Here is a 24,260-nt window from a genome sequence, read left to right as displayed (position 1 = left end):
CAACCGATCTCGATCATATTCCGCCGTCAGGCTCCGACTTCTGTAGGAAACCTTTGGCGTCGTCGGGATCGGGCGGCAGGTAGGCATCATAGGGATTGCCGTCGGCAAGATGACCGAACGGCGTGAACACGTAGTCCGCGCCCTCCCGCCCGACCGCGCAGATTACATAACGCCGCTGCCCGGTCGCCGCGTCGGCGCATTCCATCAACGCGAGGTTGCCGTCGCCGGCGGCACGAAGCAGAGTCTGGAAGTTGCTGCGGGCATGGTCGGGAATGCTCATGGCAAGTCCTTCGCATCTCCGGGTTCAACTGGATCGCGGGCGCCCGCGAGGATCGCTTCGCCGCGCGCGATCGCCCATTCGGCCTTGCCGAGCCACCCCGGCGGCGTCGGTCGGCGGGCCTTAGCATCGCCGACAATGATCTTGAGCAAGCCCAGCATGAGTTCGAATTGTGCGGCCTTGCGCTGCACCGCTTCCCCAAAATGTGCAGGAACCGGAATGGCCTGTCCACGATACGCGGCGCCGGCACCCTGCCATATGCCGGTGACATGGGTTTCGCCCGAGGACTCGCAATCCTCCCGCTGACCCGACCAGTCAGTGTCCTCGATGGCAAATCGGCACGCGACGTCGGGTGTCTCAGCCAAATAGGTTGAATGCCGGAACACTGGCAGGTGGTACGTCGTCTCGATGGTGAATTGCGGCATTTGCTGCTCCTAAAAAAACGGGCGGCCCGGCGTTCGTCTCCGAGCCCCGGCCGTGGCGGGTCGAGGTTGATGTTCATGCGTGCAGGTGTGATGTTTCGCGGTTACGCCGCCGCCCGCCCCTCGACGACATCGGCGCCGACTTCGTCGGCGGTGACGTCTTCAAGACGCGCATTGCGGTACCCGGTCTTGGCCAACCAGAGTGCGGCCGCCTCCCGGCTCTCGGCGAGGTGCAACAACTCGTCGTCGTCGCCGATCTGCTGCAGGACCCGGACCATGCCGATACCGGGCTGCTCGACGATCTTGAAGCTGAGGTCGCTGTCGACCGAGTAGGTTCGCATGACCGTCACGAGGATGACGCCGCCGGAGGAGAAGTTCCCTTCGTTGAGCGTGATCGAGGCCGGTGCGCTGTAGGTCGGACGGTCGCGCGGCGATGCCTTGCGGACCAGACGGCCGAGGCCGTTGCGACGGCCCCAGTCGGCGAGCTTGCGGGTAAAGCGCGCGGGCGGTTTGGGGGTGCCGTCCGAGTACTGGATCAGCGAGCCGAGCGGGGCGTTGTCATAGACGATGTGGGCGGACATGGATGTCTCCTGAAACGAAAAGGCCCGACAGGGCGTCGGGCCATGAGGGTGAGGTGAAGAGGAACGGGGCGACCGGAGTCGCCCCGTCGATGGGTGCTATTCGGCAGCGACAGCGTGTACGATGACCTCATCGGCTGCCGCCGAGTCGTCTTCGTCATCGCCGGCGAGGAATTCGGGCAGGTCAGGTTCCTCGCCCTCGCCCGGCTGCGCGGGCGGTGCGTCATGATCGATCAGACGGAGCGGTTCGGGTAGCCAGCCACTATCGGCAAGGAGGCGTTCGGCCTCCTTGGCCATGTCGCCCTTCTTGAGGTGGTCGATGAGTTGAGCCGCCTGCTCGCCGGCACCTTCGCGCACGGCTTCGAGGATGCGGGACTTGGTGACCCGGCCGAGATAATTATCGACCGTCGGCCGCCAGCCCGCATCCACCATGTCGAGCCCGGTGGCGTGGGAGAGCCGGTCGGCTTCGCGCAAGCGCTGCTCCAGCCCGTGCTGGGAAACGCCGCTGCCATAGGGGTTAGGTCGCTCGAACAGCGCGTTGATCCCATAGCTGACGCAATGCGCCAGCAGTGTGTGCTGACTGGCTTCATCGAGACTGTCGAGCCAGGTCCACAGAGTCTGGTCGTCACCGAGCGGGATGTCGCCCTTCCACGCCTCATGGCGTTCATCGATCGCCTTGGCCGCGGCGCTGTCTTTCAGGTCGGCGTCCTGCGTCGGCAGGTGGACATGTCGAACGAACGCCTCGACGCAGCCGGTGGTGGAGCGATGACCGAAGGTGTCGAGGACGAGCCTATGCAATAGCGCCGTGATGGCCACATGCTGGTTCTCGGCCACGGCGTTGCGCAGCGCCAACGTGCGATGCGCGGTGAGTTCGATCACCAGGCGCTCGGGCAGCGGCTTGATGGTGTCGCCGTCATCCTCCTCGGGCTCGGACGCCTGCGCGCCGATGGTGATGGTGGCGCGGCGGACCGAAGGATCGTCGCTGCCATCCTCGCTCCCGGTCACACCGCCGGGCTCGGCGGCGTCGCCGTCGACCGCTTCCGGCGCTTCGTCCTCGAGGCGCACATATCCGCGATCGACGACCAGGTCACCGTCACGGTCGATGCTGATGAAGGCACCGGCGCGGCCGATATCGGCGGGATCGTAGTTCATCGGGCGGCTCTCGAACGCCTCCAGCACAGACTCGATCTCGCCGAGACGTTGATCGACCGCGTCGGGGAGTTCGTCGGATTCGCCATACTCGGCTTCCAGCCGTTCGTACTCCGCGCGCAGGGCTTCGCGTTCCGCCCGCTCCGCGTCGGTCAGATCGACGGGGGTGCCGGCCAGTGCCCGCAGACCGTGATTATGGCCATAAGGCAGATCGACATCGACCACGATCCACTTCCAGCCCCCCGCCGCGATTTCGTCGGCGATCGACTTCAGCTTGTCGCGGACCAAGCGGTCGAGCAGAGCCGTGTCCTGCAGCCAGCCGCCATTGTCGGCCTCGAACAGGTCACGCAGCACCACGCCGCCGGCGGCGACATAGGCCTCGACACCGACGAACAGCGCCCGGCGATCGCTCGCGCGCACCGTGGTCTCCGTCAGTAGGCGCCGGATCTGCTGCGGCTCCTTCGACCAGGAGTTTTCGAGCGCCTCCCAGACCTGCTCCTGACGGGCGTGATCGTCGGTCACGGTAAAGGCCATGAGCTGCTCGAGCTGCATGCCCTCCTGCTCGTAGACCTCGTGCAGCTTGCGCGAAACTTTTGCGAGCCGCAGGCGCTGCTGGACAAAGGTAGCGGACACGAAGAAGCGTGCCGCAATCTCCTCGTGGCTGGCGCCCTGGTCGTACAGGGTCTGGAAGGCGCGAAACATGTCGAGCGGATGTAAATCTTCGCGCTGAAAATTCTCGGCCAGCGAATCCTCCTCGATCGGGATTACGCTGTGGGCGTCACTGACGACGCAGGGAACTGGCTCGGTCTTGATCATGCGCTTCTGCTTGACCAGCAGTTCCAGCGCGCGATAGCGGCGCCCGCCAGCCGGCACCTCAAACATGCCGGTCTCGTTACCCTCGCCATCCAACACTGGGCGGACGTTGAGGCTCTGGAGCAGGCCGCGCCGTGCGATCGAGGCGGCGAGATCCTCTATCGTTTCCCCGCGCTTGATGCGCCGGACATTGGACTGGCTCAGCATCAGCTTGTTGAAGGGGATGTCGCGTGAAGCGTTGAGGGTGATCTTCTGCTTGGGCGTAGCCATGTGGACTGTCTCCGCGACGGGCGACCGAGACTCTCTCGACCTCCAAACCCGTCAAAAGAGACGGGCGCAGCCCTCTCACTCTGAGGACTGCGCCGCACACCGAAGATCCGAAGGGGACAGGGCCGCAGACACGGCTTTGCGCATCTGCGGCTTTGCGGATTTCAAGTTGAGATCTCACGCGCCGTCTCGGCCAGACTGGGCGGCGTGGTAGAGGAGGCGTTCCGCGTCGCGAAGGCTTCCGGCCCGGCGGGCGGCCTCTGCCCAGACCGAAATCGGCAGGTCGGTGGCAAAGAGGATGTCGCGCTCGATGCCCATGCCGAACGGCAGCCGGATCGACGTCATCTCAAGGAGCGAGAAGCTGCCCAGCTCGGGATAGCCGAGATCGGCGAGACCGAACATGGTGTCACCATTGGCATCCAGTTCGGTTGCGAGCCAGATCCCTTCGCCGAGCGGATTGACGAACTTCACGACCGGTACGTGATCGGCGTTGCGCTCGCGGCCATTGGCCAGCAGGCGCTTGCGCAGTTCGTCGGTGAGGAGGATCATGCCGCCCTCCTCTCGATCTCGATCTCGGTCTCATCGACCTCGGCGTGGCCTGCCCTGGTTCCGCTATCAGGTTGCGGAAGGAAGGCGAGCAGCCAGTCGGCCGCCTTGCTGGCCTGGGAGGCGGCACGTACGATGGCGCGGTTGTCTTCGCGCAGGACCTCAAGCCACGAGGCCAGGTAGTCGGCGTGGCGCACGGTCGGTACAATACCTAACGAGGCGCAGCAGAAGGCTGCGTTCATCTCGGCGACCAGTTCCTCGAAAGCATATCTCTTGGTGCCGAAGGCGCCGCCGAGGTCACGGCCGACGCGGGAGGCATGGCCGGTCGCATGCCCAAGTTCATGTAGGGCGGTGCGGTGCCAGTCGATCGTCTCGAAATAGGCCTGCGGAGGCGGCACCTGTACGTAGTCGTGCGCCGGCACATAATAGGCGCTATTGCCGCCGATGCGGAAATCGATCCCTGTCGCCTTGATCAGTGCGTCGACGGCCGGCTCGATCAGCCCGGGCTCTGGTGCAGGCGCAACCACCGCCAGATCGTCGGGCAGATCCTCGCATTGCGCCACGTTGAACACGGTGAAGCGCTTCAGGAACGGTATCGCCTGTGCTGCCTCGCCGGTTTCCCGCGCGCGATTCTTCTCGTCGTCAGGGATGAAGCGGTCAGCATAGACGACGGTGGTCCCGTGTTCGCCCTTGCGGACATGGCCGCCCAGCGATAGCGCCTGGCGGAAAGTCAGCCACCCCTGGACGGGAAAGCCATGCTCGACGACCGCGCCCCACAGGATTAGCACGTTGATCCCCGAATAGGCGCGGCCAGAGGCGGCATTGGCCGGCATGGCGAGGGGGGCTTGCGCCGCCGCCGTGCCCCAGGGCTGCACCCAGGGAAAGCGCCCAGCTTCCAGCTCGGCGATGATCTTATTGGTGATATCGTCATAGAGGCTTGTCCGGTCGGCGCCGGCGCGAGCGTAGTGTCTGGACATCGCGGTTCTCCGCGACGGGCGCCGGAGGCCTTCCCTCCAGCTCTCAACCCGTCACGGCAAACGGGTCCGTACTCTCACTCTAGACGGCGTTGCGGGGGCCTCCCGCAGAAGGGGGGGACGCTCTCGAACTTGGGGCAAAGGCGGACCGCGCCAAATCAGCAAATGTCGCTGACTATCTAGGTATGGTCATGGCTACCGGACTGCGTGGCGGATGCGGTCGGTAAGCGTTTGTTCGACGTCGAAATAACCTTCCCAGGCTTCGGGCAACTGAGCCCGCGCGGCGGCGGCGAAAACATCGAAACCGTTGGCGCTTTCGCAGGTGGGCAACTCATCCCAGCTGACGGGCACCGCGCACGACGCCCCCGCGCGTGCCCGAGTCGACCAGGGGCAGATTGCAGTGGAGCCCTGGCCGTTGCGCAGGTAATCGAGAAACATTCGGCCCTTGCGCTTCGCCTTGCTCATATTGGCGACGAAGCGCGGCGGATCTGTACGGGCCAGCAGTTCGGCGAAGTCTTGGCAGAAGCTCTTGACCTCGTCCCAGTCTGCCAGGGGGACGAGCGGGACGACCACATGAACGCCCTTGCCGCCGGACAGCAACGGCCACGACTGCAGTCCAAGCGCTTCCAGAATGCCCCGAATGTCGAGGGCTGCCTGCTTGACGGTAGCAAAGCCCAAGCCCTCGTCGGGGTCGATGTCGAAGATCATGCGGTGCGGCAGATCCGGCTGCTGGCGACGGCTTCCCCAGATGTGGAATTCGAGCACGTTCATCTGGACGCCTGCGATCAGCCCAGCCAAGTCATCGACCCACAAGATGCGGCTTTCCTTACCGGACATCTTCTCCAGCTGGCCGTCATGGATGGCCTTGGGCATGCCTGGCAGTCTGTGCTTCTGAAAGAAAGTCTGTTGCAGGTCGCCGTCGGTGTCGCGCACCAGCGACAGCGGCCGATCCTGAATGTGCGGCAGCATCTTCTCGGCGACCACGGCATAGTAGGCGGCGAGCGTGGCCTTGGTCACCTTGGTCCCCGGATACATGACCTTGTCCGGATGCGTCAGCTTGACGCCGACAGCAGCGGCGATCTCCTTGCCGATTCCCGGATCGATAGTGGCGGAGCCAAGAGTTGCCGGCGTCTTCGGCATTTCCATCACCACCTGGTCGGCCCGCTTGTCTTCGCGTATGCCCTCAAAGCTTGGATGCCGCAAGCTGCCGTCCGGTGTCACTTCGGCATAGGTAACCTCGGCAACAAGTTCGGGCTTCACCCATTTGGCACGTCGGGCAATGTCTCTCGGAACGGAGGCGAAAGCCGGTTTCTCAAGACGGCGTCTCTCGAGCTTCGCGAGGATGTCCTTGCGCATCGCCGCGGTGAACCCCGTGCCGACGCGGCCGCGATAGATGAGCTTGCCGTTGTCGTAAGTGCCGAGGATTAGCGAGGCCATGCCATGTCCTGTGTCACTTAGGCGATAACCGCCGACAACGAATTCCTGTCGCTTCGTGCACTTGATCTTGAGCCAACTCGAGGTGCGGTCGCCGACGTAGGAGCTGTCGGCGCGCTTGGCGATGACGCCTTCATGGCCGCCCTCGCACATAGCGTCGAACACCCTTTTGCCTTGGTCGACGATGTGGCTGGAGAATTGCAGGCGGTCGTCAGGGCCGCGCGCGCCAAGCAGGGACTCAAGTCGTTCCTTGCGCTTTAGGAGTGGCTGGTTCGACAGATCTTCGCCATCGAGTTCAAGCAGATCGAAGGCGTAGAATTTGAGGGGCATACCCGCGGCAATGCCGGTTTTCAGCATGGAGAAGTTCGTGCGGCCCTGGCTGTCGATGGCAACGATCTCACCATCAATCAGAACCGCGCCTTTGGTCAGTCTCTGAAGCGGCGGCAAGATGACCTTGAACTGTCGGGTCCAGTCGTGGCCATTGCGGGTATAGACGACGACATTCGAGCCGGAGATGGCGACTTGGGCACGATAGCCGTCGAACTTCATCTCGAAGAGCCAATCCTCGCCCACCGGTATGTGGTCTGTCAGCGTGCATAGCTGGAAGGGACGAAACTCCGGGAGCCGATATGTAGGGACAGATTCTGAGTCTCTGGGCCGTGTGCGCCTTTTGCTGAGGGTGCCGTCTACGGCCGACATGCGGAACTCGGATACATAGTCCGATTCAATACCGTGCCTGGGATTCGGTTCCGTGCCCAAGCATCCCGCGCCGGCGAGCGTCGGCGCTCAAAGGAAGAACGGCGTATAAAACGCAGTCCTGCGCGCGTCCGCAACAGCGGACAATCGTCGCGCGCAGGACGGAGGAAATTCGCCCCCGCCGCGGGCGGTGAACAGGACAGCCGTAGGAGCGTCAGCATAGCGCCGGCCGCAGGACGGGACGCGGGACCGACTGTCCCCGTTCGCGGTGGTCCGCATAGCTTGCGTCGACGCCGACCGGCGGAGATCGCGCGCATTTCCGGCTCTCGACAGTCCGGCCGCTGATCGGCGACGATGCGATAGGATTGTCCAACCCAGCGCCGAGTTGGCCTGGACGAAATCGATGAGGTCTTGCATCCCTTTACCCTCAATTGCGTGGCAGCTTGTGAATCTCCAGCCTGACAGGCCCTCCCCTGTCACAACTTGTGCAGAAGAGCGCTCGCTCGACCGAACTGAATAGAGCGCCTTTTCCGTAGCGTTCGATGAGCCCGGCAGGCTTTACCGTTGCATGGTGCGAACAGGATCTGCACCAAGCCCGCAATACATGCCATTCGCGAAGATCGCCGAGCGCCACATCGAGGCCAGCGTGAAGGCTGCCATCGATGATCGCCTGCGGTGGGACCTTGACCTCGCCTGGTGTCAGGATTTTCTCCATCACATGCCGACTGTTGTAGTGGATAAGCAACATTCCCGGCCGGCGCCGGATGGCGGCTTGCCAAGCCGCCTGACTCACCGTTGAATCGGGGGAACGCGAAATCGTTTCGGATAGGGCCTGCTCGTCGCGATCCCACACCTCGATCCGGAAATTGTCTTCCGCTGTTTTCGCCATAGCTTCGCCGGCCAGCGCGATTGACGCCGAGCCATGGTCCTTTGCTGCTCCAGATCTCGCTGAAATAAGGAACATATTCCTCTCTCGTCAAGAGGAAGCTTGACTCTGCGTTCTCTTTTTGTTCACTATTGGCAGGATTAGCCACAGGAGGCGAACCATGGAACTTCGCTTGAACATTGAAGACGCCACACCCCGAGAGCTCGCACGCGGCATCGCGGCAGCCGAAGCGGTGTTTGCACGCGCCGGCATTACGGCCTTGCAGGGCGCGGAAGGACTGTTCGCGTTGGAGGGCTGGGACATCAAGGGCTTTCCAGAAGACGACAAGCCTACCGAGGACGAGGACCGGGCTGCCACTGTTTGGCTGGAAGCCGACAAGGCTGCGGCGGCGGCATGTTGCGCGGGCTGGCCCGCGGAAAAAGTTCCGCACCATCAGGTCATGGAACTGATCAACGTCCCCCGCACGAAGTTGCAAGCCGAGGCGATTCCGGACACTTGGCCGGATCGTAAGCAGCTCTATCCTGACGTCGTCAAGCGGCTGGAAATCTCGACCGGCCCGGACCGCCAGATCGATTTCGATATCGCCTTTGTTCTCGGTTGGGTTCCCGAGCGGCCGACGCTGGATCGGGTTGAGCCGCTTTCGGAAGATGGAGACCGTATCCCCTTCTTCACCAGCGACCTTGCCCAGGTCGAAGAGATGGCCCGCAAGGCGCTCAAGGACTGGACAATCGAGATTGATCGGGATCCCTGCGATGCCCACGTTTTCGACCCGGCGGCTGGCGATGATGATGATGAATTGCGCATGGCGGCATGGCGTGATTTCGACGGCTCCTTGCATATGGAGAAGCCGCCGGCAAACCCTGCAACCGCGCTGACGCTGGCAATGATGCGCGGCCAGTCCATGCATTTCGAATAGTGGTCAAACGCAGCCGGGGCTCACCAACGCCATCGGTCATAGACCGCGACTGGCCACACCAGGTTGCGCTGCCCGATGACCTCTGCACCGACCGGAACTTCACCATGATCGCGAAGTTCTGCCAGGAACGAGGGCTTAAGCACCAGACGCGGCATGTGCAGGCGATATGGCCGAACGGCAAATATGAGACCTATCGACTCCATTGCTTCAGCGATGCCGCATCGGCAGAGGCGTTCCTTGATCACTTCGAGGGGCAGATGTTCGATCCGATGCGGGATCGGGAGAATGGAAAGGTACGGGGCGTCTGGCGCCGCATGGGCGAATACACCCCAGTTCTCGATCTCGGCCCGCTCAGCGTACCAGAGATCCTGCGCAGCTAAGTCACGAGCTTTCGGGGCGAACTGTCTCCGCCGATAGCGATCCGGCCGGAAGCGGTCGCAAGAGCTCAGCCTCGGGCTTTGTCAAATTGATCCAGGCTGCCCAATTCTCGGGCTGAAGGACCACAACCTGACGATTGTGATAATGCGCGACATCCGGCCCTGGATCAGTAGTCAGCATGGTGAAGGTGGGTGGCTTGTTGCCGACCGCTTCGCGCCAAAGCCCCGCGATGGCCAGAAAGGGATAGCCGTTCAGCGTGAAGCGATGTTTCGCCTTCGGATATTTCGTGCCGGTGAATTCGAAGAACGCAGATGCCGGAATGAGGCAGCGGTTGCTGTTTCCGAATTGCCGACCTTCGGAGCGGAAGTTGAACACCGGTCCGCCCTTTGGAGCGGCCGGCGGAAATCCGAACGTCATCGAAGCCAGTTCGATCGCATCGCCGGCAGAACGCATTATAGGCGCCGGGTCATTGATACGGACATCATCAGCCTGAGGCAAATCAAGTTCGGTTTGGTGGGTGGGGATTTTGAGCGCCAGCGACGCCATCATCCGGCAATATTCGGCCCAGAGTACATGCTGTTCATAATCGTTGCACATGGGAGGCTCCGGACCTGGCCGACTTGTTTACAGTAAGGCTATCGAGGGCACGATGAAAAGCGGATCGGCGCTCAACTGAACGGATCCCGCTCAACGAGGATGTCTGCCTCCTTTGCGGCCTCGACGAAGGCCTTGCGGGCGTCGCCGGTTTCTTTCAGGCCCTCGATCACGCCAAGGCAAGCGTCTTAGGAGGCCCAGCGGCGGCCCCTTCGCAGGAACGAAAATGGAAGAGAAGCAGAACTTGCCAAGAGGCAGGCACTCAAACGTCACCTATTTTACGATTGCGCCGCCTCAACAGCCCATATGGCCAATAGAAAAAGGCCGGACTGTTAAGTCCGGCCAAGCATGAAGGTTTGAAACCTTCAGAGGGGAACGCGCCGGACGAATGGGAGGAGACATCCGACGCGTCACGCATATGGGTCGAGGTCCATAACGTTTCAACCAAACCGGCTGGACCACCGTTGCCGCTTCATGGAGCCAAGCATACAATGCTCGAAACGATCGGCGGGCAGCTTCACTTCGGCCAATCATCTCACTGCAGGAGCTCGCGACTATCTCGCATGATCGCTCCCAAAGACTTGCAGCAATCAGGCACCCGGTCGTCGGATCACGTCATGTTTCGTGCGCGCTCTTTTTGCCGCCGTCAGTACTTCGTGACGCTGCCGCGCCGTTCCGGCACTGCCGGGGCGCACGAGAAAAAATCAGTCCGCTTTGCTCAGGCTACCAGCAGAGGACTTGCCGGTGCGGCGGTCCTGCTCAATCTCATAGTTGACCTTCTGGCCGTCTGCGAGGGTGGAGAGCCCGGCGCGTTCAACGGCGGATATGTGGACGAAAACGTCCTGACCGCCATTGTCGGGCTGAATGAATCCAAAGCCCTTGGTGCTGTTGAACCACTTCACGGTTCCAGTCGCCATATTCATATTCCTTGTGACATTTGCAGCGCGTTTGATCCGACGGTTTAAGTCGGATCGGTTTGTATCGAGATTTGGTGATAGACGCAGCAAACGCGAAAAATCGCAAGGCCCGGATCGATCGGCGGAAGTGTTAAAATCACTCACCTTGGACACCAATATCGATTTGTACGGCCTCGAAGGAATATTCTCTTCGATCTCACGATCCCACGAGAGTCGCTCAAAATATTGTTCTTCGCACCGGAATCCCGCCGAAAATCGAATAATGGTCGTTTGGGCGGTCAGCTTCGCCGAACGATCGGCGGGAAGACTGAGTAATTTAGCGCGTCCGCCCAAACGTAGCCCGATTTACGATTCTGCCGCCCAACGGATGACCCTTGGCTATATCGAGGTTTTGAGGACACATAGTGCACACGAAAGCGTGCCACACCAGAGCGGGCAGCGACGACACAGCGACCAGGCGCAGGATCGCCCTCCCCGCCTTGGAAAGTGGCCCTACGAGAAGCAATCACGTTGGGCATCCAACGAGAGTTCCATTGCGAGGCGCGACCCGCGTGACCATCGTGATCTGGTAGGCGCTGGACCTATTGAACGAGCGTCTTGAGGCGACGTACGTCATCGGCGGCCTCGGCCAACAGCCAGTCGCGGAATGTCGTGATTTTGGGGAGCGTCGACGTCGCCTTGGGGCAGACGATCCAGTAGGTCTTGGACAATCGCAGAGCTGTGGCGAATGGTCTTACGAGGCGCCCGTTGATGAGGTCCCAAGCCGCAAGCGTGGTGCGGGCGAGTGCAACACCCTGGCCGTCGACAGCGGCGTCTATGACCATGCTGGCGCGGTTCAAGACCGGTCCGTGGGAGAGATCGGTATCGACCACGCCGGCGGCCTCGAGCCATTCCGACCAATCCTTTCGGTCATCAAGATGCAGCAACGGAAAGTTCAGCACATCGGACGGCTCGCGCATCCGCTGGTGAAGTTTGGGACTGCAGACCACGAACAGTTGCTCGGAGCACAGGCGGACAACATCGTGGCCCGCCCAATTGCCATCGCCATGCCGCACGGCAAGATCGACGTCCTCTCTTGCGAAGTCGACGTGATGCATGGTTGCGGAAATCCTGAGATCGATGTCCGGATGCGTCTCGGCAAACCTGCCAAGGCGGTTTACCAACCACTTGGCGGCAAAGTCGGGCGACGTGCTGACGGTCAGCGCTCCGGCCCGAGATAGATGCTGGATGCGTTGTGTGCCGAGTGCTATGCGATCGAAGGCATCGCGCACCACCTCCAGATAGGAGAGGCCGGCCCGCGTGATGCTCAGCTTTTGACGTTCGCGATCGAACAGCCTGATGCCCAATTCGAGCTCGAGCGCCTTCACCTGATGGCTCACCGCACCCTGCGTCACGGAAAGTTCGTCCGCCGCCCTGGTGAAGCTCTCGTGGCGCGCCGCCGCCTCAAAGGCTTTGAGGGCGTTGAGTGATGGCAGTCGGCGGGCCAATTTCGCACCATGTCATGAGAAAAATTGGGCCAAGCACGAGAAACCATGCTTTGCACCCTTGGAGAGATTGGAGCATTTCCGCACCACACGTCAACCAGCGCATTGCGGAAGGATGAGAAATGTTGATTGAGACGCCGAGGCGTTCATCGCCACAGGCAAGTGCCCATCGTGTCATGGAAAATTTAGTGCGCTCGATGGCATCGGTGGCGCGCTGGATCGAAATCCATCGCCAAAGGAAACAGCTGGCCGAACTCGAAGATCATCAGCTGGCAGACTTGGGTCTTAGCCCTGCGCAGGTTCGGAAGGAATGTGCAAAGTGGCCGTGGCAGGCCTAATTCTCGACTGAGGCCGACATCCCCATGGGCAGCGCACGGTCATCATTTCGCTTGTCGTTGCCAAGTCAGGCAAGGCATTTGCGGCTGCTACTGACCATCTCGTCGTTCCTCCGGCGGACGAACCTTTCGGAACATTGCAAGCAGAAGGATGTCGTAGAGAATTTTCAAGGCGCCCGCGATGAGCAGCGGCCAGCCGAAACTTGAAACGGCAAGCAGCGAGCCGGCAAGCATGGGACTCGCCGCCGACGCGAGGCTGCGCGGGACAGCTGTCACGCTCGCCGCTGCAGCACGCTCACCAGGCGTCACCACCGCCATGACGTAAGAGGTGCGGGTCGGTACGTCCATCTGCGACAATGCGCTCCGGATCAGCAGAAGGACGATCACCGGAGCGAGGGTCTTCATGAACGGAATGAGCAACAGGCACAGGCTCGATGGCAGGTGGGTGAACACCATTGTGTTCACCAGCCCGATCCGCTTGGAGATTTGAACGGCCACCAAATATGACACGGCTGAAAGCACGCCCGTACAGAAGAAGATTGCGCCAGTCGTGGCGAGGGACAGGCCAAAGGTTTGATAAAGCCATAGTGCCAAGAGGGACTGCACCACAAGCCCGCCGGCAAATGCGTCCAGGCTGAAGAGTGCGGCAAGCGTGAAGACGATGGTTCGAGACTTGCGCAAGGGCTCCGCCGGCGCCGCACTTTCGTCGATCGACTCGTCCGGTAGCCGCCGATACAGCAAAAGCGCTCCGACCCCAAGCAATGCGTACAGCAGGAAGGCAAGCTGGAGGGCTTGCTTGATCTCCAGGCCGACAAGCTGTCGCAGGAGATCGGGGGCGCCGGCCGCCAGAGCGCCGACTGCCCCTATGAGGGAACCGACAACGCTGTAGCGGGCAAACAGCGCCGTACGGTCGCGATCGGTGACACTGTGCGCGAGCTGCGCATGTTCCAGGGGCAGAAAGACGCTCACGTCGCCAGAGGATGGGTTCAAAGTCCCGACGAATGCGACCACGAGCAGCGGCCAGAAATCATGGACGAGCGTAAAGGCAAGTCCGGTCAGAACCATCAGGCCTGCTGCCGCGATAAGCAGTGAACGGCGCGAGAAACGGTGCGCGACGGCCCCGACGCCCAGCGTGAGCGCTGCCGACCCCGAAAGCGTTGCCGTGGCGAAGATGCCGATCTCGAAGGCGTTGAAGCCGAGTGCCGCCAGATAGGCGGGAAGCAAAATGCTGACGAGTCCGTCGCCGAACGCCCGCAATCCCCTTGAGGCTAACAGGTAGGAAGCCGCAGGGCCGGCGCCCGAGGGCAGCAGCGCAAGTCCGTGCTTCGGATATCTCAAAGCTTCGGTCGACCTTTGGGCTGTCAAATCTGGCTCCTGCCGGGCGAGCGGTTTGCGCCGAACGATTGGCCTAGATCGAACCCGCCGCAACGCCATAAAGCACGCCCAATATCGAACATGCGGCGAGCACCGGGATCACGCCGACCTTGAAGCGAAACACTGCAAGCATCGCACCGAGGGTCAGCAACAGCGACGGAATGTTGATGGAACCGAGGACTGGTACGTCGAGCCTCATGCCGAGCAGGTCAACTTGATGCAAATCGCGGAACAAGACATGAAGTGCGAACCACACCGCGAGATTCAAGATCACCCCAACCACCGCTGCCGTGATGGTCGACAGCGCTGCTGACAAGGCCTTGTTGCTGCGCATCGTCTCTATGTATGGCGCGCCGAGAAATATCCAGAGGAAGCACGGAACGAAGGTCACCCACGTCGTCAGAAGGCCGCCGAGCGTTCCGGCGACCAACGCGTTAAGCACGCCCGGCGCGCGGTAGGCTCCCATGAAGCCGACAAACTGGGTGACCATGATCAGCGGACCGGGTGTCGTTTCGGCCATGCCTAGGCCGTCCAGCATCTCGCCTGGCTTGAGCCAGCCATAATGGTCAACGCCTTGCTGGGCGACATAGGCAAGCACTGCATAGGCGCCGCCAAAGGTGACCACTGCCATCTTGGAAAAGAAGATCGCGATGTCGGTGAAGACGTTGCCTTGCCCAAGGAATACAAGCAGCCCAAGGACCGGGACCAACCACAGCAGCAATCCCACCCCGGCGACCTCGAACCACCACCGGGCGGATGGCCGTGCATGAGCCGGCACGCCCTCGCCAAGGATCGAGTCGGCATCATTGACCTGGGTGCCGCCTAGCTTGCCATGTCCATTGCCTGGCTGGAATGCAGCCCAGCCTGCCCGGCCCCCGACGTAACCGATCACAGCCGCGACCAGGATGACCAGCGGGAACGGAGCCTGGAAGAAGAACAAGGCAATGAAGGCTGCTGCAGCGAGGCCTACCATCACGTTGTTCCTGAGCGCCCGCCTGCCGATCCGCAGAACCGCTTCGAGCACGATGGCCAAGACCGCCGCCTTCAGGCCGAAGAAGAGCGCCTGGACGGCGCCGACATTGCCGAAAATCGCGTAGATCCAGCTCAGGACCATGATGGCGATCGCGCCTGGCAGCACGAACAAGATTCCCGCGACGAGGCCGCCTTTGGTCTTGTGCATGAGCCAGCCGATATAGATGGCCAATTGCTGCGCCTCCGGACCGGGCAGCAGGGTGCAGTAGTTCAGCGCGTGCAGGAATCTGGTCTCGCCGATCCAGCGCTTTTCCTCGACAATGATCCGATGCATCATGGCGATCTGGCCGGCCGGGCCGCCGAAACTGAGCATTGCCACGCGAGCCCATACGCGCATGGCGGCAGAGAACGAAACGCCATGGTCGTGAGTGTCGGCCGACGGCGGCTGGGTCGCGATGGGCTGCGCTAGATTGGCCATTGCTTGGGTCCTGACGGTCATCCGCGTTTCTTGCGGAAATACTGATAGAGGTTGTCGAAGACAGGAGCGCCCTGTGTGATCCGTTGCTCGTCGCTCTCGTTCGCCATGGCGATGCCGGCGATCAGGCTGGCAATGCCCGTTGCCTCCTCGCGGCCGAACTTGCCATCCTTGAGGTCGATGTCATGGACGATTTCGGCGATGGCCTGGAGTGCCGGATCGTTCATTCCGGCCCGGGTAAGCAGCACCTCAAAGCTGCAACGGTCACCCTCATGGGTGATTTCGCCCTCAAACATGTCGAAGCGCAATTCCCCCTCGTTCGGCACGTATCCCTTGCCCGCCACGAAGCGAATGACCGCATCCGGGTCGATGAAGCGGCGGATCAGCCAGCTGCAGGCGATCCGGTCGACGTACACATCCCGGCGCGTGACCCAGGTCCGGCGCTTGAGCTCGCTCGGCTCGGCCGCCTTCTTCGGTTCCTTGATCATGGCCTTGTCCTCTATAAGCTGTGCCTCGAGCTCGGCGATCAGTCCCTCGCTGGCGAGGCGACCGTTGGCGCCGAAGAAGTCGATCGTGACGACCTCGGCGAGCCGCTTGCGCAAGCGGCCGAGTTGCGGACGCGCTTCCGCATATTTATCCGCTGTCGCGTCGGTCTTGATTGCTGCGGCCAGAGCGCGCGCTTCCTCGACGATCTCCGCGTAATCGACGTCACGGGCTGCGTCGAAGAGCGCGCGGACCTGGCCGTCGGACAAACCATCGACGAGGCGCGCCTCGCACATCATGGCTTCGCCGCCGCCAGCGACGATCTCCTTGAGAAGCCATTCGAAATCCTCCTGCATCTCGGCATTGGCCGGCAGGGCGTAGACGGTGCTTTTGACTGCGACCGCGCCGATGCCTTGCAACCGTCGCCAGATCTTCACCCGGAAGTAGGCGGGTTTGCTCGGCAGTTGATGGATCAGGAGCAGCCAGCGCTGCTCCTGCGATTGCCCCTCACTCATAAGTGAACCGTATCACGGACAAAGCTAAATGCAACACTTGTATCATTTTTTATTCAGGCATAGCGTTCGTTTCCTCACGGGAAGAGCCGTGCCCCAAACCGCCGGCCGCCCATTTTGGTGCGGCTTGATTCTACACATCACCATAGAGAGTAAGCATATGACCGACGGAATAAGACGACGCGACTTCATGCGGAATGCCGGACTCATTGCTGGCGCTGCCGCGACGGCGACGCTGATTGAGAGCCCAGCTCTGGCTCAAGCATCTTCCACTTCGAGGCTCAAGCCCATGAACTACGAGATTAAACCGCTCCCGTTCGACCCCAAGGACATCAAGGGCATATCCGAGAAGGTGCTGGTGAGCCATTACGAGAACAACTACGTCGGCGCTGTAAAGCGGCTCAATGCGATCGGCACGCAATTGGCGGAACTAGATTTCGCCAAGGCGCCCGTCTTCATGATCAACGGCTTGAAACGGGAAGAGCTAATCGCCACGAACTCGATGATCCTGCATGAAGCGTATTTCCAAGGTCTCGGTGGCGGCGGTGCGCCGAAGGGGGCTCTGGCGGACGCGATCACGAAGGACTTTGGTAGCGTGGACCAGTGGCGAACGGAATTCGCGGCTATGGGCAAAGCCGAGGGCGGTGGGTCGGGCTGGGTAATCCTCGCCTATTCGCCGCGCGACAAGCGACTGGTCAACCAGTGGGCCGCCGATCATACGACGACCTTGGCGGGGGGGCGGCCCGTACTTGTCCTCGACATGTATGAGCACGCCTATCATATGGATTACGGCGCCAAGGCCGCCTCCTATGTCGACGTCTACATGGAAGCGATCCGGTGGGAGAATGCAGCGAAGCTCTTTGAGGGCTACAGTCGCGAAGGGTGACTTTCAGCGAGGGCGCGAAACACGGAAGGCATGTCATTCATGATGCGTTTGAAGACGGCGCGCGTGTGGCGCGCCCTGCTTGCTGGATTGGAAGTCGCGGGCGGAGGCATGGCTTCCGTGCCGACGCTCGCGGCCCCTCCTCCTCCCGCGGACCAGTTCGTCGCGCTGGAGCGCGATGTGCCGCTCGGGCCGAAGATCGACCGCTTCGATTTTCAAACCCTCGACCCCGGCACCGGCCGTTTGTTCATCTCCGGCATGAGCATCGGCAAATTATTGGTATTCGACACCAGCACCAACAAGCTGCTCACAGAGCTGGACGGGTATCCCCAGGTCACCGGCGTGCTTGCCGTTCCGGAGTTGCACAAGGTCTATGCCAGCGTGCCGGGCGACGGCATCGCCGCCTGGCATGCGATCGGCGCGCCAACCGTCCCCCTGATGATAAGCGAAGAAAGGATAGCGTCATGAAATGGGTTACCCGCGAACGTCCGGTCATCGACCGCATTGCCTGCCCCTGGCTGATTGCACGCTTCATCGACAAGGAACCTGAGTTCCTGTTCGTGGTGCCTGATCAGGTGGTCCGCGTTGCCCAGGAAACGGGTGCGACACCCTACGACGTGCCCGGCGTCGAATTCACGCATGTCGGCGACGGCTGCAGTTTCGACACCTTCGTCTCGAAATACGGCCTCGAACGCGATCCGGCGATCGTGACCATTGCCGCGATCGTGCGCGGCGCCGACACGGATCGGCACGATCTCACGCCACAGTCGGCGGGGCTGCTGGCGATCTCCATGGGTCTGCGGGATGTGACGCCTGACGACCACGAGGTGTTGAGGCACGGCTTCATCATTTACGACGCGCTCTATGCCTGGGCCTCGCGCCGCAAGGCAGAGACGCACAGCTGGCCGCCTGCCTCGAAGCCGGCGGCTTGATAGTTGCCTTGTGTCTACCTGAAATCCTCTATGGCGCCGCCCTCAATCCATGGCTTGCGTCCGGTGCAGGCCTCGCTTCCAAGGCGACTGTCAGGGTGGAAGTGGCGCAGAATGGCGAATGAGACATGCGTCTGCTGATCGTCGAAGACGAGATCCGTCTTACGGAACTTCTCCGCCTTGCCCTTGCACGAGCTGGGTTCGTTGTGGATGCGGTTGCTTGCTGTGAAGACGCTGAAGAAGCTCTTTCCGTCATTCCATATGATGCGGCAATTCTCGATCTAGGACTCCCCGACGGTGACGGCCTCGAGGTGGTCAAGAGATTGAGATCGGGCGGCAATCTGGTCCCAATGCTCGTACTGACAGCGCGCGATGCAGTTGAGGATCGCGTCCTCGGTCTCGATACAGGCGCCGACGACTATGTCATCAAGCCATTCGCGATGTCCGAACTGATTGCTCGCACCAAAGCGATGCTACGGCGCCCCGGAGGTGCCCTCGGGGCTACGCTCAACGCGGGGAACATTGCGCTCGACACAATTGGTCGAGACATACGCGTCGATGACGTCCCCTTGCCGCTCCCGCGGCGTGAATGCTCGATCTTGGAGCATCTGATGCGCCGGCTCGACCGCGTCGTTCCAAGGACGGTGCTTGAGGACAAGCTCTACGGCATGGATGATGAACTTGAGTCCAATGCCATTCCAGTTCACGTCCACCATCTGCGTCGCAAATTGACGGAAGCGGGAGCTACGGCGGAGATCCACACAGTGAGAGGGGTCGGTTACCTTCTCACCGAAACCAGGACATGATTCGAGGTCGCTACCGCCACTCTCTCCAGCTACGCCTGGTGACGCGGTTGGCTGTTGTTTATGTAACAGCGACCGTGATTATCGTCGGCGTATTGGTCTATCGGGCATATGACACTGCCGGCACGCTCAACGATCGGGAACTGAGTCTTCGCGCGACGGACCTTGCTCGGTCTATCTCCATGGACGCCGGAGGGTTTGCCCGGCTCAATTTGCCGCCGACGCTGCAGTCCGCCTATCAAGCGGCATCCGGTGCCGACATCTACGCGATCCGCGGGCCCAAAAATCGGATTATCGCCGCCTCACCGACAAGCTTCGGTGCGCTGGTGGAAGGATGGCCAGCCGCGACGGACGACCCTGATTATTTCCGTCTCGAGCGTTTTGGCAGCGGATCTGAAGATTATTATGGTTTGAGCATAAAGCTGGACAGTGTCGCTGGTCCGCTTTCAATTTCCGTGGCGCGGGCCGCTGACGCTGATGCGCTGATCCGCTCCGTTTTGCGAGATTTCGTCCTCGATATCGCTTGGGTCATCCCGCTTCTGGTATTGATAACGCTGGCAATCGGAATCCTTGCGATCCGCAGCGTCTTGAAGCCTGTCCGCGAAGTTTCGGAAATGGCAGCGGCCATCGGCCCGAATGCAACCGGCGTCCGGTTATCGGACGAGCATCTTCCAACCGAAATTGCCCCTCTTGTCGCGGCGATCAACCGCGCGCTGGATCGGTTGGAGCGCGGCTTTGAGGTTCAACGTCAGTTCACTGCCAATGCCGCCCACGAACTGCGAACCCCACTTGCAATCATTACCGCCGCACTCGACACCATGGAGGACGTCGGGGATCTGACCAAATTCAAGACCGACGTGGCGCGCATGAACAGGCTCATCGAGCAGCTTCTCAGCGTTGCCAGATTGGACGCGATCGAACTGGACACTTCGGATACCGTGGACCTAAACGCCATTGCAGCGAGCGTTGTCGAAAGCATGGCACCCTGGGTCTTGGCCCAAGATCGGATGATCGCCTTCAATGGCCACGTCAAGGCCGTGCGAGTGAAAGGAAATGTAAATGCCATAGGCGACGCGATCAGGAACCTTGCCGAAAATGCCGTCCACCACACGGCTCCCAAAACCGAGGTGACAGTCAGCACTTATCCTGATGGAAGCGTCAGTGTTGCGGATCAAGGCCCCGGCATTCTCGTCGAGGATCGACATCGGGTTTTCCGGCGTTTCTGGCGCGGCAGCAGCGCCGCCTCCCAGGGAGCCGGTCTTGGATTGGCGATCGTGGCGGAGATCATGAATGCACATGGTGGTGGCATCCTCGTCGACGACAATCCCTACGGCGGCGCCACCTTTACACTCTGTTTCGTGTCACTTGATCCGGATAACGCAACGGGTCCGAGCGAAAAGCCGGACCCGTTACACTTTTAGGACGTGCAGGTTTCGCAGGGTACGTCGCTCACCTCTCAATCGCCGTCGTCGTCACCGTCATCGGCGCCACCACTGACGTTTCCGGTTTGCGAATCAACGACTAGCTTAGCGTTTTTCCCGTCTTTGGATCCGCTCACATCGAGATACTTGCCCTGGCGGACGATCTGTACGTCCGCATAACCATCCGACTGCATTTTTTGTCGGACCTGATCTTCGGTCATAGGCTTTCCGTCAGCGATGAAAGCGGGGCCGCCGCTTTGCACAACCGTTGCAACTACCGCTCCGGTCGCTCCGAAAAGCAGACCCGCGCCAAGGAGCCATACAAATAGTCGGTTCATTGATTTTCTCCATTATCGAGTAACTTCCACGCTCATAATCGAACATCCGAATTTTAAGGCAGAATTAACCCGCACTTTCCCCGAGATATCCCCGACATCGTCAAGGAAGCTCCTGACGGCCATTTGCGATGAGGACACGCAAAGGTCGCGTTGACGGTGTCGGAAGGTGGGCGGCGCGTTCGGCACCTTGGGTTCCCGACACACTTAAAACTGCCTTAAAAGAGAGCGCCCAAGATCGCTGCCTCGCACGCTGGGCTTCCAGCGCCGGCGCAACGGTTTTTGGCACAAAGGGCACGGGATGGCTGGCTCGGCGAATGATCATGCAGGAGGCCGTGAGAGGGGCAGTCGGATCGCGCGATGGATAGACCATCGCTTGCCAATCTTCACCTTCATTGACCATGATCTGAGGGACTATCCGACGCCGAGGAACCTGAACTATTTGTGGAATTTCGGCTCGTTGGCCGGGTTCATGCTGGTCGTCATGATCTTCACCGGCGTGGTGCTCGCAATGCACTACACAGCGGATTCGAAGCTCGCCTTCGGCTCCGTCGAGCACATCATGCGCGATGTAAATTACGGATGGATGATCCGCTATATCCACCTGAATGGCGCATCGTTCTTCTTCATCGCGACCTACATCCATATTTTTCGCGGCCTCTATTATGGTTCGTACAAGGCACCGCGCGAGCTGTTGTGGATGCTCGGAGTCGTCATCCTGCTGCTGATGATGGCGACCGCGTTCTTTGGCTATGTCCTGCCATGGAGCCAGATGGGGTTTTGGGGCGCTACGGTGATCACCAACCTGTTCTCCGCAATTCCGGTAGTTGGAGAGAGCATCGTCACGTGGCTTTGGGGTGGGTTTTCCGTCGACAATCCGACGCTGCAGCGCTTCTATGCTCTGCACTACCTCCTGCCGTTCGTCATCGTCGGCGTCGTAATGCTGCATCTCGTCGCGTTGCATCGGCACGGTTCCAACAATCCGCTCGGCATCGACCGCAACGGACCGGGAGACAGCATCCCCTTCCACCCCTACTACACGGTCAAGGACCTGCTCGGGTTAGCGGCTTTCCTGATGGTGTTCGCCTTCTTCGTTTTTTACCTGCCGAACTATCTGAATTCCGCCGACGCCTTCATCTCGGCCAATCCACTGCGAACGCCTGCCGAGGTCGTGCCGCAATGGTATTTCCTGCCGTTCTACGCAATCTTGCGCTCGATCCCGAACAAGCTTGCCGGCGTCATCGCCATGTTCTCGGCCGTGGCTGTCCTCTTCATTCTGCCCTGGCTGGATACATCGAACGTCCGCAGTGCTCGCTTCCGGCCAATCTACAAATGGATCTTCTGGCTCCTGGTCATCGACGTCATCGTTTTGGGCTGGGTCGGGGCCAACAAGCCGGAGGGACTTTTCGTTCTCATCGGCCGCGTCGGCACGTTCTATTACTTCTTCCATTTCCTGGTCGTGATGCCGCTCCTCGGCATTTTCGAGCGGCCGCTACCGCTCCCGACCAGTATCGTCTCGGCAGTCCTGCCGAAGGGCGGCGCGCATCCTGCCGCAGCGCAGGTGATGGCAGATGCGCCGTAACCAATCCAGCCGTCGCGTACCGACGGCGAAACCAACCCAAATGCCGAAGATCACGGCCGACTGATCAATTGGCACTGAAGAAAAGAGGAATACCGCTATGACACTACCTACCCGCCTGGCAGTTCTTATGGCTGCCGCAACTCTCGTCACCCCCTCGTTCGCCGCCAATCCCGATTGGAGCCAAGTCGGAAAGGCGCTTGGCAAGGGAGGAACCACGCTGTCCGACGGCGTCTATAGAGTTGGCTTGCCACGAACCGACCTGAAAGTTTCGCTCGATGGCGTATCGCTGAAGCCAGGATTTGCCCTCGGCGGCTGGATAGCGTTCGAACCAATGGGGAACCAGGCCATGGTCATGGGTGACATCGTTCTGACGCAGGACGAGGTGAACCCGGTCATGAAGAAGCTTCAAGAAGGTGGGATCGAGATCACTGCGTTGCACAACCATTTGCTGCGCGCGGAGCCAATGACACTCTACATGCACGTCTTCGGCCAGGGCGACCCGGCCACGCTCGCCACAGCGCTACATGCCGGGTTGGCGCTGAGCAAGACACCGATGGAGAATGCCGCGTCCGGTGCCGCACAGCCGCAGATCGAATTCGATGCGGCAGGGGTCGACCAAACCATTGGTTATACAGGTAAGGCCAATGGCGCGGTCTACCAGTTCACGATTCCGCGCGCTGAGCCGGTCGAGGAAAATGGAATGGAAGTGCCGGCGTCCATGGGCTCGGCAATAGCAATCAATTTCCAGTCGACTGGCGGCGGCAAGGCGGCGATCACCGGTGATTTCGTGCTGACGGCAAAGGAGGTCAATCCAGTCATCAAAGCCCTGCAAGACAACGGCATCGAGATCACGGCGCTGCATAGCCACATGCTCGATGAGCAGCCGCGGCTCTTCTTCATGCATTTCTGGGCGAATGACGACGCGCAGAAGCTTGCAAAAGGCTTGCGCGCTGCACTCGATAATGTCGCGGTCAAAAAGAGCTAGGTTGGTCCCGTTCGAGCGTCAACGTCGCTCCGCCTGACATGTGAGCTTAATCGGTGGGTTGGCCCACCTGCCACTCACCGTTAAGGCCTTGCCGATCGCTCGAGCCATCAGTTCGATGAGATCTGCCAGACAGCAACGCCGGCTAGAACAAAGCCTGCGATGCCTTCGATAGCCCGCGATATGATATCAAACAGGCGTGGCCGGCTGTCGAAGAAATGCACCAGCCGCTCCCGAAACAGGATCGACAACACCGCCACGCAGGACAGGGTCAGCGCCACGCCGGCCATCATGGTAATTGCAAACAGGATGCCGGCGAGCGGAACGCCTCTGGCTATTGCGAAGGTCATCACGAAAAGTGTCAGCGGGCATGGGATCAAGCCGGCCATCACACCCACCGCCTCACCTTCATGCTTGTGGTGATGACCGTGGCTCAGAGCGCGCCAGAGCATCCAGACACCAATCAGGCCAAGCAACCCGCGGCTGACGTCTTCCAGTAGAGGCGCACGGCCAACACTGCCCAGGGCAATCGATACCAACGGCAACGAGAGCGCCGCGATCAGCACCGCGATCGTCACGTGCGTGAAGGAAAGTGTCAGCGATACCAGAAGCCCACGAGGGACGCTTGCATCCGATCCGGCCAGATAAGTGGCCAGCACGGCTTTGCTATGGCCCGGCGTCAGGGCATGTGCCGCACCGAACAGAACGCCCATCGGCAGAAAGGCCGTGAAGGCCAACCAGCCGCCACCGGCCGAAAGCAGTTTGATCTGCTCGGCCAGCGCCAGGTAGATTGTGCGTTGGAATTCAACAAGGGTCTGGAAAAACACGATCGAAATGGCTCCG

Annotated in this window: 27 protein-coding genes; 10 read left to right on the top strand and 17 right to left on the bottom strand. The window is 60.9% G+C overall.

What is annotated here, in order from left to right; all coding sequences use genetic code 11:
• Positions 1 to 13 precede the first annotated feature (13 nt).
• The 8 genes from NKJ12_RS16005 to NKJ12_RS15970 form a co-directional block, all read right to left on the bottom strand.
• Entirely contained in the window at positions 14 to 280 is a 267-nt protein-coding gene (locus tag NKJ12_RS16005; protein ID WP_292177283.1) for a DUF6117 family protein, read from the bottom strand.
• On the bottom strand, positions 277 to 702 hold the full coding sequence (locus NKJ12_RS16000; RefSeq protein ID WP_352703756.1) for a hypothetical protein: 426 nt from the start codon (positions 700 to 702) through the stop codon (positions 277 to 279). The genes NKJ12_RS16005 and NKJ12_RS16000 overlap by 4 nt, the downstream gene beginning before the upstream one ends.
• Positions 703 to 803: 101 nt before the next feature.
• Positions 804 to 1,280 (bottom strand): UCP036055 family protein, encoded by a 477-nt coding sequence (locus tag NKJ12_RS15995; protein ID WP_352447726.1) that lies wholly within the window; start codon positions 1,278 to 1,280, stop codon positions 804 to 806.
• A 96-nt stretch (positions 1,281 to 1,376) separates the two neighbouring features.
• Positions 1,377 to 3,509: a ParB/RepB/Spo0J family partition protein gene (locus tag NKJ12_RS15990; RefSeq protein ID WP_352703752.1), complete on the bottom strand. Its 2,133-nt coding sequence runs from the start codon at positions 3,507 to 3,509 to the stop codon at positions 1,377 to 1,379.
• Between the two features lie 174 nt (positions 3,510 to 3,683).
• Positions 3,684 to 4,055, bottom strand: coding sequence for a DUF2958 domain-containing protein (locus NKJ12_RS15985; RefSeq protein ID WP_352703751.1), 372 nt, complete (start codon positions 4,053 to 4,055; stop codon positions 3,684 to 3,686).
• Positions 4,052 to 5,029 (bottom strand): ArdC family protein, encoded by a 978-nt coding sequence (locus NKJ12_RS15980; RefSeq protein WP_352703749.1) that lies wholly within the window; start codon positions 5,027 to 5,029, stop codon positions 4,052 to 4,054. The genes NKJ12_RS15985 and NKJ12_RS15980 overlap by 4 nt, the downstream gene beginning before the upstream one ends.
• A 192-nt stretch (positions 5,030 to 5,221) precedes the next feature.
• A complete protein-coding gene (ligD, locus tag NKJ12_RS15975; protein WP_352703747.1) occupies positions 5,222 to 7,159 on the bottom strand; it encodes a DNA ligase D in 1,938 nt (645 codons plus the stop codon).
• A gap of 424 nt (positions 7,160 to 7,583) precedes the next feature.
• Entirely contained in the window at positions 7,584 to 8,045 is a 462-nt protein-coding gene (locus NKJ12_RS15970) for a hypothetical protein (protein ID WP_352703745.1), read from the bottom strand.
• Between the two features lie 157 nt (positions 8,046 to 8,202).
• On the opposite strand from NKJ12_RS15970, the gene NKJ12_RS15965 reads away from it, so the two are divergent.
• Positions 8,203 to 8,958, top strand: coding sequence for a hypothetical protein (locus NKJ12_RS15965; RefSeq protein ID WP_352703743.1), 756 nt, complete (start codon positions 8,203 to 8,205; stop codon positions 8,956 to 8,958).
• Between the two features lie 104 nt (positions 8,959 to 9,062).
• Positions 9,063 to 9,338, top strand: coding sequence for a hypothetical protein (locus NKJ12_RS15960; protein WP_352703740.1), 276 nt, complete (start codon positions 9,063 to 9,065; stop codon positions 9,336 to 9,338).
• Between the two features lies 1 nt (position 9,339).
• Here the strand turns inward: NKJ12_RS15960 and NKJ12_RS15955 are convergent, their stop codons facing one another.
• The 4 genes from NKJ12_RS15955 to NKJ12_RS15940 form a co-directional block, all read right to left on the bottom strand.
• Positions 9,340 to 9,933, bottom strand: coding sequence for an SOS response-associated peptidase (locus tag NKJ12_RS15955; protein WP_352703738.1), 594 nt, complete (start codon positions 9,931 to 9,933; stop codon positions 9,340 to 9,342).
• 71 nt (positions 9,934 to 10,004) lie between these two features.
• Complete coding sequence (locus NKJ12_RS15950) at positions 10,005 to 10,103, bottom strand: DUF982 domain-containing protein (RefSeq protein WP_352703735.1); 99 nt, start codon at positions 10,101 to 10,103, stop codon at positions 10,005 to 10,007.
• A gap of 531 nt (positions 10,104 to 10,634) precedes the next feature.
• The gene (locus tag NKJ12_RS15945; RefSeq protein ID WP_352704064.1) at positions 10,635 to 10,847 is read right to left on the bottom strand and encodes a cold-shock protein; all 213 of its coding nucleotides are present in this window, start codon (positions 10,845 to 10,847) and stop codon (positions 10,635 to 10,637) included.
• 581 nt (positions 10,848 to 11,428) lie between these two features.
• Positions 11,429 to 12,334 (bottom strand): transcriptional regulator GcvA, encoded by a 906-nt coding sequence (locus NKJ12_RS15940; RefSeq protein WP_352703733.1) that lies wholly within the window; start codon positions 12,332 to 12,334, stop codon positions 11,429 to 11,431.
• A gap of 119 nt (positions 12,335 to 12,453) precedes the next feature.
• On the opposite strand from NKJ12_RS15940, the gene NKJ12_RS15935 reads away from it, so the two are divergent.
• Positions 12,454 to 12,669: a DUF1127 domain-containing protein gene (locus NKJ12_RS15935; protein WP_352703731.1), complete on the top strand. Its 216-nt coding sequence runs from the start codon at positions 12,454 to 12,456 to the stop codon at positions 12,667 to 12,669.
• Positions 12,670 to 12,756: 87 nt separating this feature from the next.
• On the opposite strand, the gene NKJ12_RS15930 is transcribed toward NKJ12_RS15935, so the two are convergent.
• The 3 genes from NKJ12_RS15930 to NKJ12_RS15920 all read right to left on the bottom strand — a co-directional run bounded on the left by NKJ12_RS15930 (position 12,757) and on the right by NKJ12_RS15920 (position 16,485).
• On the bottom strand, positions 12,757 to 14,004 hold the full coding sequence (locus NKJ12_RS15930; protein ID WP_352703729.1) for an MFS transporter: 1,248 nt from the start codon (positions 14,002 to 14,004) through the stop codon (positions 12,757 to 12,759).
• A 70-nt stretch (positions 14,005 to 14,074) separates the two neighbouring features.
• A complete protein-coding gene (gene chrA / locus NKJ12_RS15925) occupies positions 14,075 to 15,490 on the bottom strand; it encodes a chromate efflux transporter (RefSeq protein ID WP_352704062.1) in 1,416 nt (471 codons plus the stop codon).
• A gap of 17 nt (positions 15,491 to 15,507) precedes the next feature.
• Positions 15,508 to 16,485 carry a chromate resistance protein ChrB domain-containing protein gene (locus tag NKJ12_RS15920; protein WP_352703726.1) on the bottom strand — a complete coding sequence of 326 codons (978 nt, stop codon included), beginning with the start codon at positions 16,483 to 16,485 and terminating at the stop codon, positions 15,508 to 15,510.
• A 286-nt stretch (positions 16,486 to 16,771) separates the two neighbouring features.
• Between NKJ12_RS15920 and NKJ12_RS15915 the strand changes: the two genes are divergently transcribed.
• The 5 genes from NKJ12_RS15915 (at position 16,772) to NKJ12_RS15895 (ending at position 20,518) form a co-directional block, all read left to right on the top strand.
• Positions 16,772 to 17,368 (top strand): superoxide dismutase, encoded by a 597-nt coding sequence (locus NKJ12_RS15915; RefSeq protein WP_352704060.1) that lies wholly within the window; start codon positions 16,772 to 16,774, stop codon positions 17,366 to 17,368.
• 39 nt (positions 17,369 to 17,407) lie between these two features.
• Entirely contained in the window at positions 17,408 to 17,833 is a 426-nt protein-coding gene (locus tag NKJ12_RS15910; protein WP_352703724.1) for a YncE family protein, read from the top strand.
• Positions 17,830 to 18,297: a chromate resistance protein ChrB domain-containing protein gene (locus NKJ12_RS15905; RefSeq protein ID WP_352703722.1), complete on the top strand. Its 468-nt coding sequence runs from the start codon at positions 17,830 to 17,832 to the stop codon at positions 18,295 to 18,297. The genes NKJ12_RS15910 and NKJ12_RS15905 overlap by 4 nt, the downstream gene beginning before the upstream one ends.
• Positions 18,298 to 18,422: 125 nt before the next feature.
• Positions 18,423 to 19,100 (top strand): response regulator, encoded by a 678-nt coding sequence (locus NKJ12_RS15900; protein WP_352703720.1) that lies wholly within the window; start codon positions 18,423 to 18,425, stop codon positions 19,098 to 19,100.
• 47 nt (positions 19,101 to 19,147) lie between these two features.
• On the top strand, positions 19,148 to 20,518 hold the full coding sequence (locus tag NKJ12_RS15895; RefSeq protein WP_352703718.1) for an ATP-binding protein: 1,371 nt from the start codon (positions 19,148 to 19,150) through the stop codon (positions 20,516 to 20,518).
• A 35-nt stretch (positions 20,519 to 20,553) separates the two neighbouring features.
• Here the strand turns inward: NKJ12_RS15895 and NKJ12_RS15890 are convergent, their stop codons facing one another.
• Positions 20,554 to 20,856, bottom strand: a complete 303-nt coding sequence (locus tag NKJ12_RS15890; protein WP_352703715.1) for a hypothetical protein — start codon at positions 20,854 to 20,856, stop codon at positions 20,554 to 20,556.
• 298 nt (positions 20,857 to 21,154) lie between these two features.
• Here NKJ12_RS15890 and NKJ12_RS15885 point away from each other — a divergent pair, with 298 nt between their 5' ends.
• Both NKJ12_RS15885 and NKJ12_RS15880 read left to right on the top strand, forming a co-directional pair.
• Positions 21,155 to 22,435, top strand: coding sequence for a cytochrome b (locus NKJ12_RS15885; RefSeq protein WP_352703713.1), 1,281 nt, complete (start codon positions 21,155 to 21,157; stop codon positions 22,433 to 22,435).
• Positions 22,436 to 22,562: 127 nt separating this feature from the next.
• Complete coding sequence (locus tag NKJ12_RS15880; protein WP_352703711.1) at positions 22,563 to 23,420, top strand: DUF1259 domain-containing protein; 858 nt, start codon at positions 22,563 to 22,565, stop codon at positions 23,418 to 23,420.
• 107 nt (positions 23,421 to 23,527) lie between these two features.
• Here NKJ12_RS15880 and NKJ12_RS15875 read toward each other — a convergent pair whose 3' ends face one another.
• Positions 23,528 to 24,244, bottom strand: a complete 717-nt coding sequence (locus NKJ12_RS15875; protein WP_352703709.1) for a HoxN/HupN/NixA family nickel/cobalt transporter — start codon at positions 24,242 to 24,244, stop codon at positions 23,528 to 23,530.
• Positions 24,245 to 24,260: the final 16 nt, after the last annotated feature.

It is taken from the genome of Mesorhizobium sp. M0195, from assembly GCF_040322115.1.
Taxonomy (GTDB): Bacteria; Pseudomonadota; Alphaproteobacteria; order Rhizobiales; family Rhizobiaceae; genus Mesorhizobium.
The sequence above is the reverse complement of the archived record's forward strand: the minus strand, read 5'-3'. Positions and strand labels throughout refer to the sequence as shown.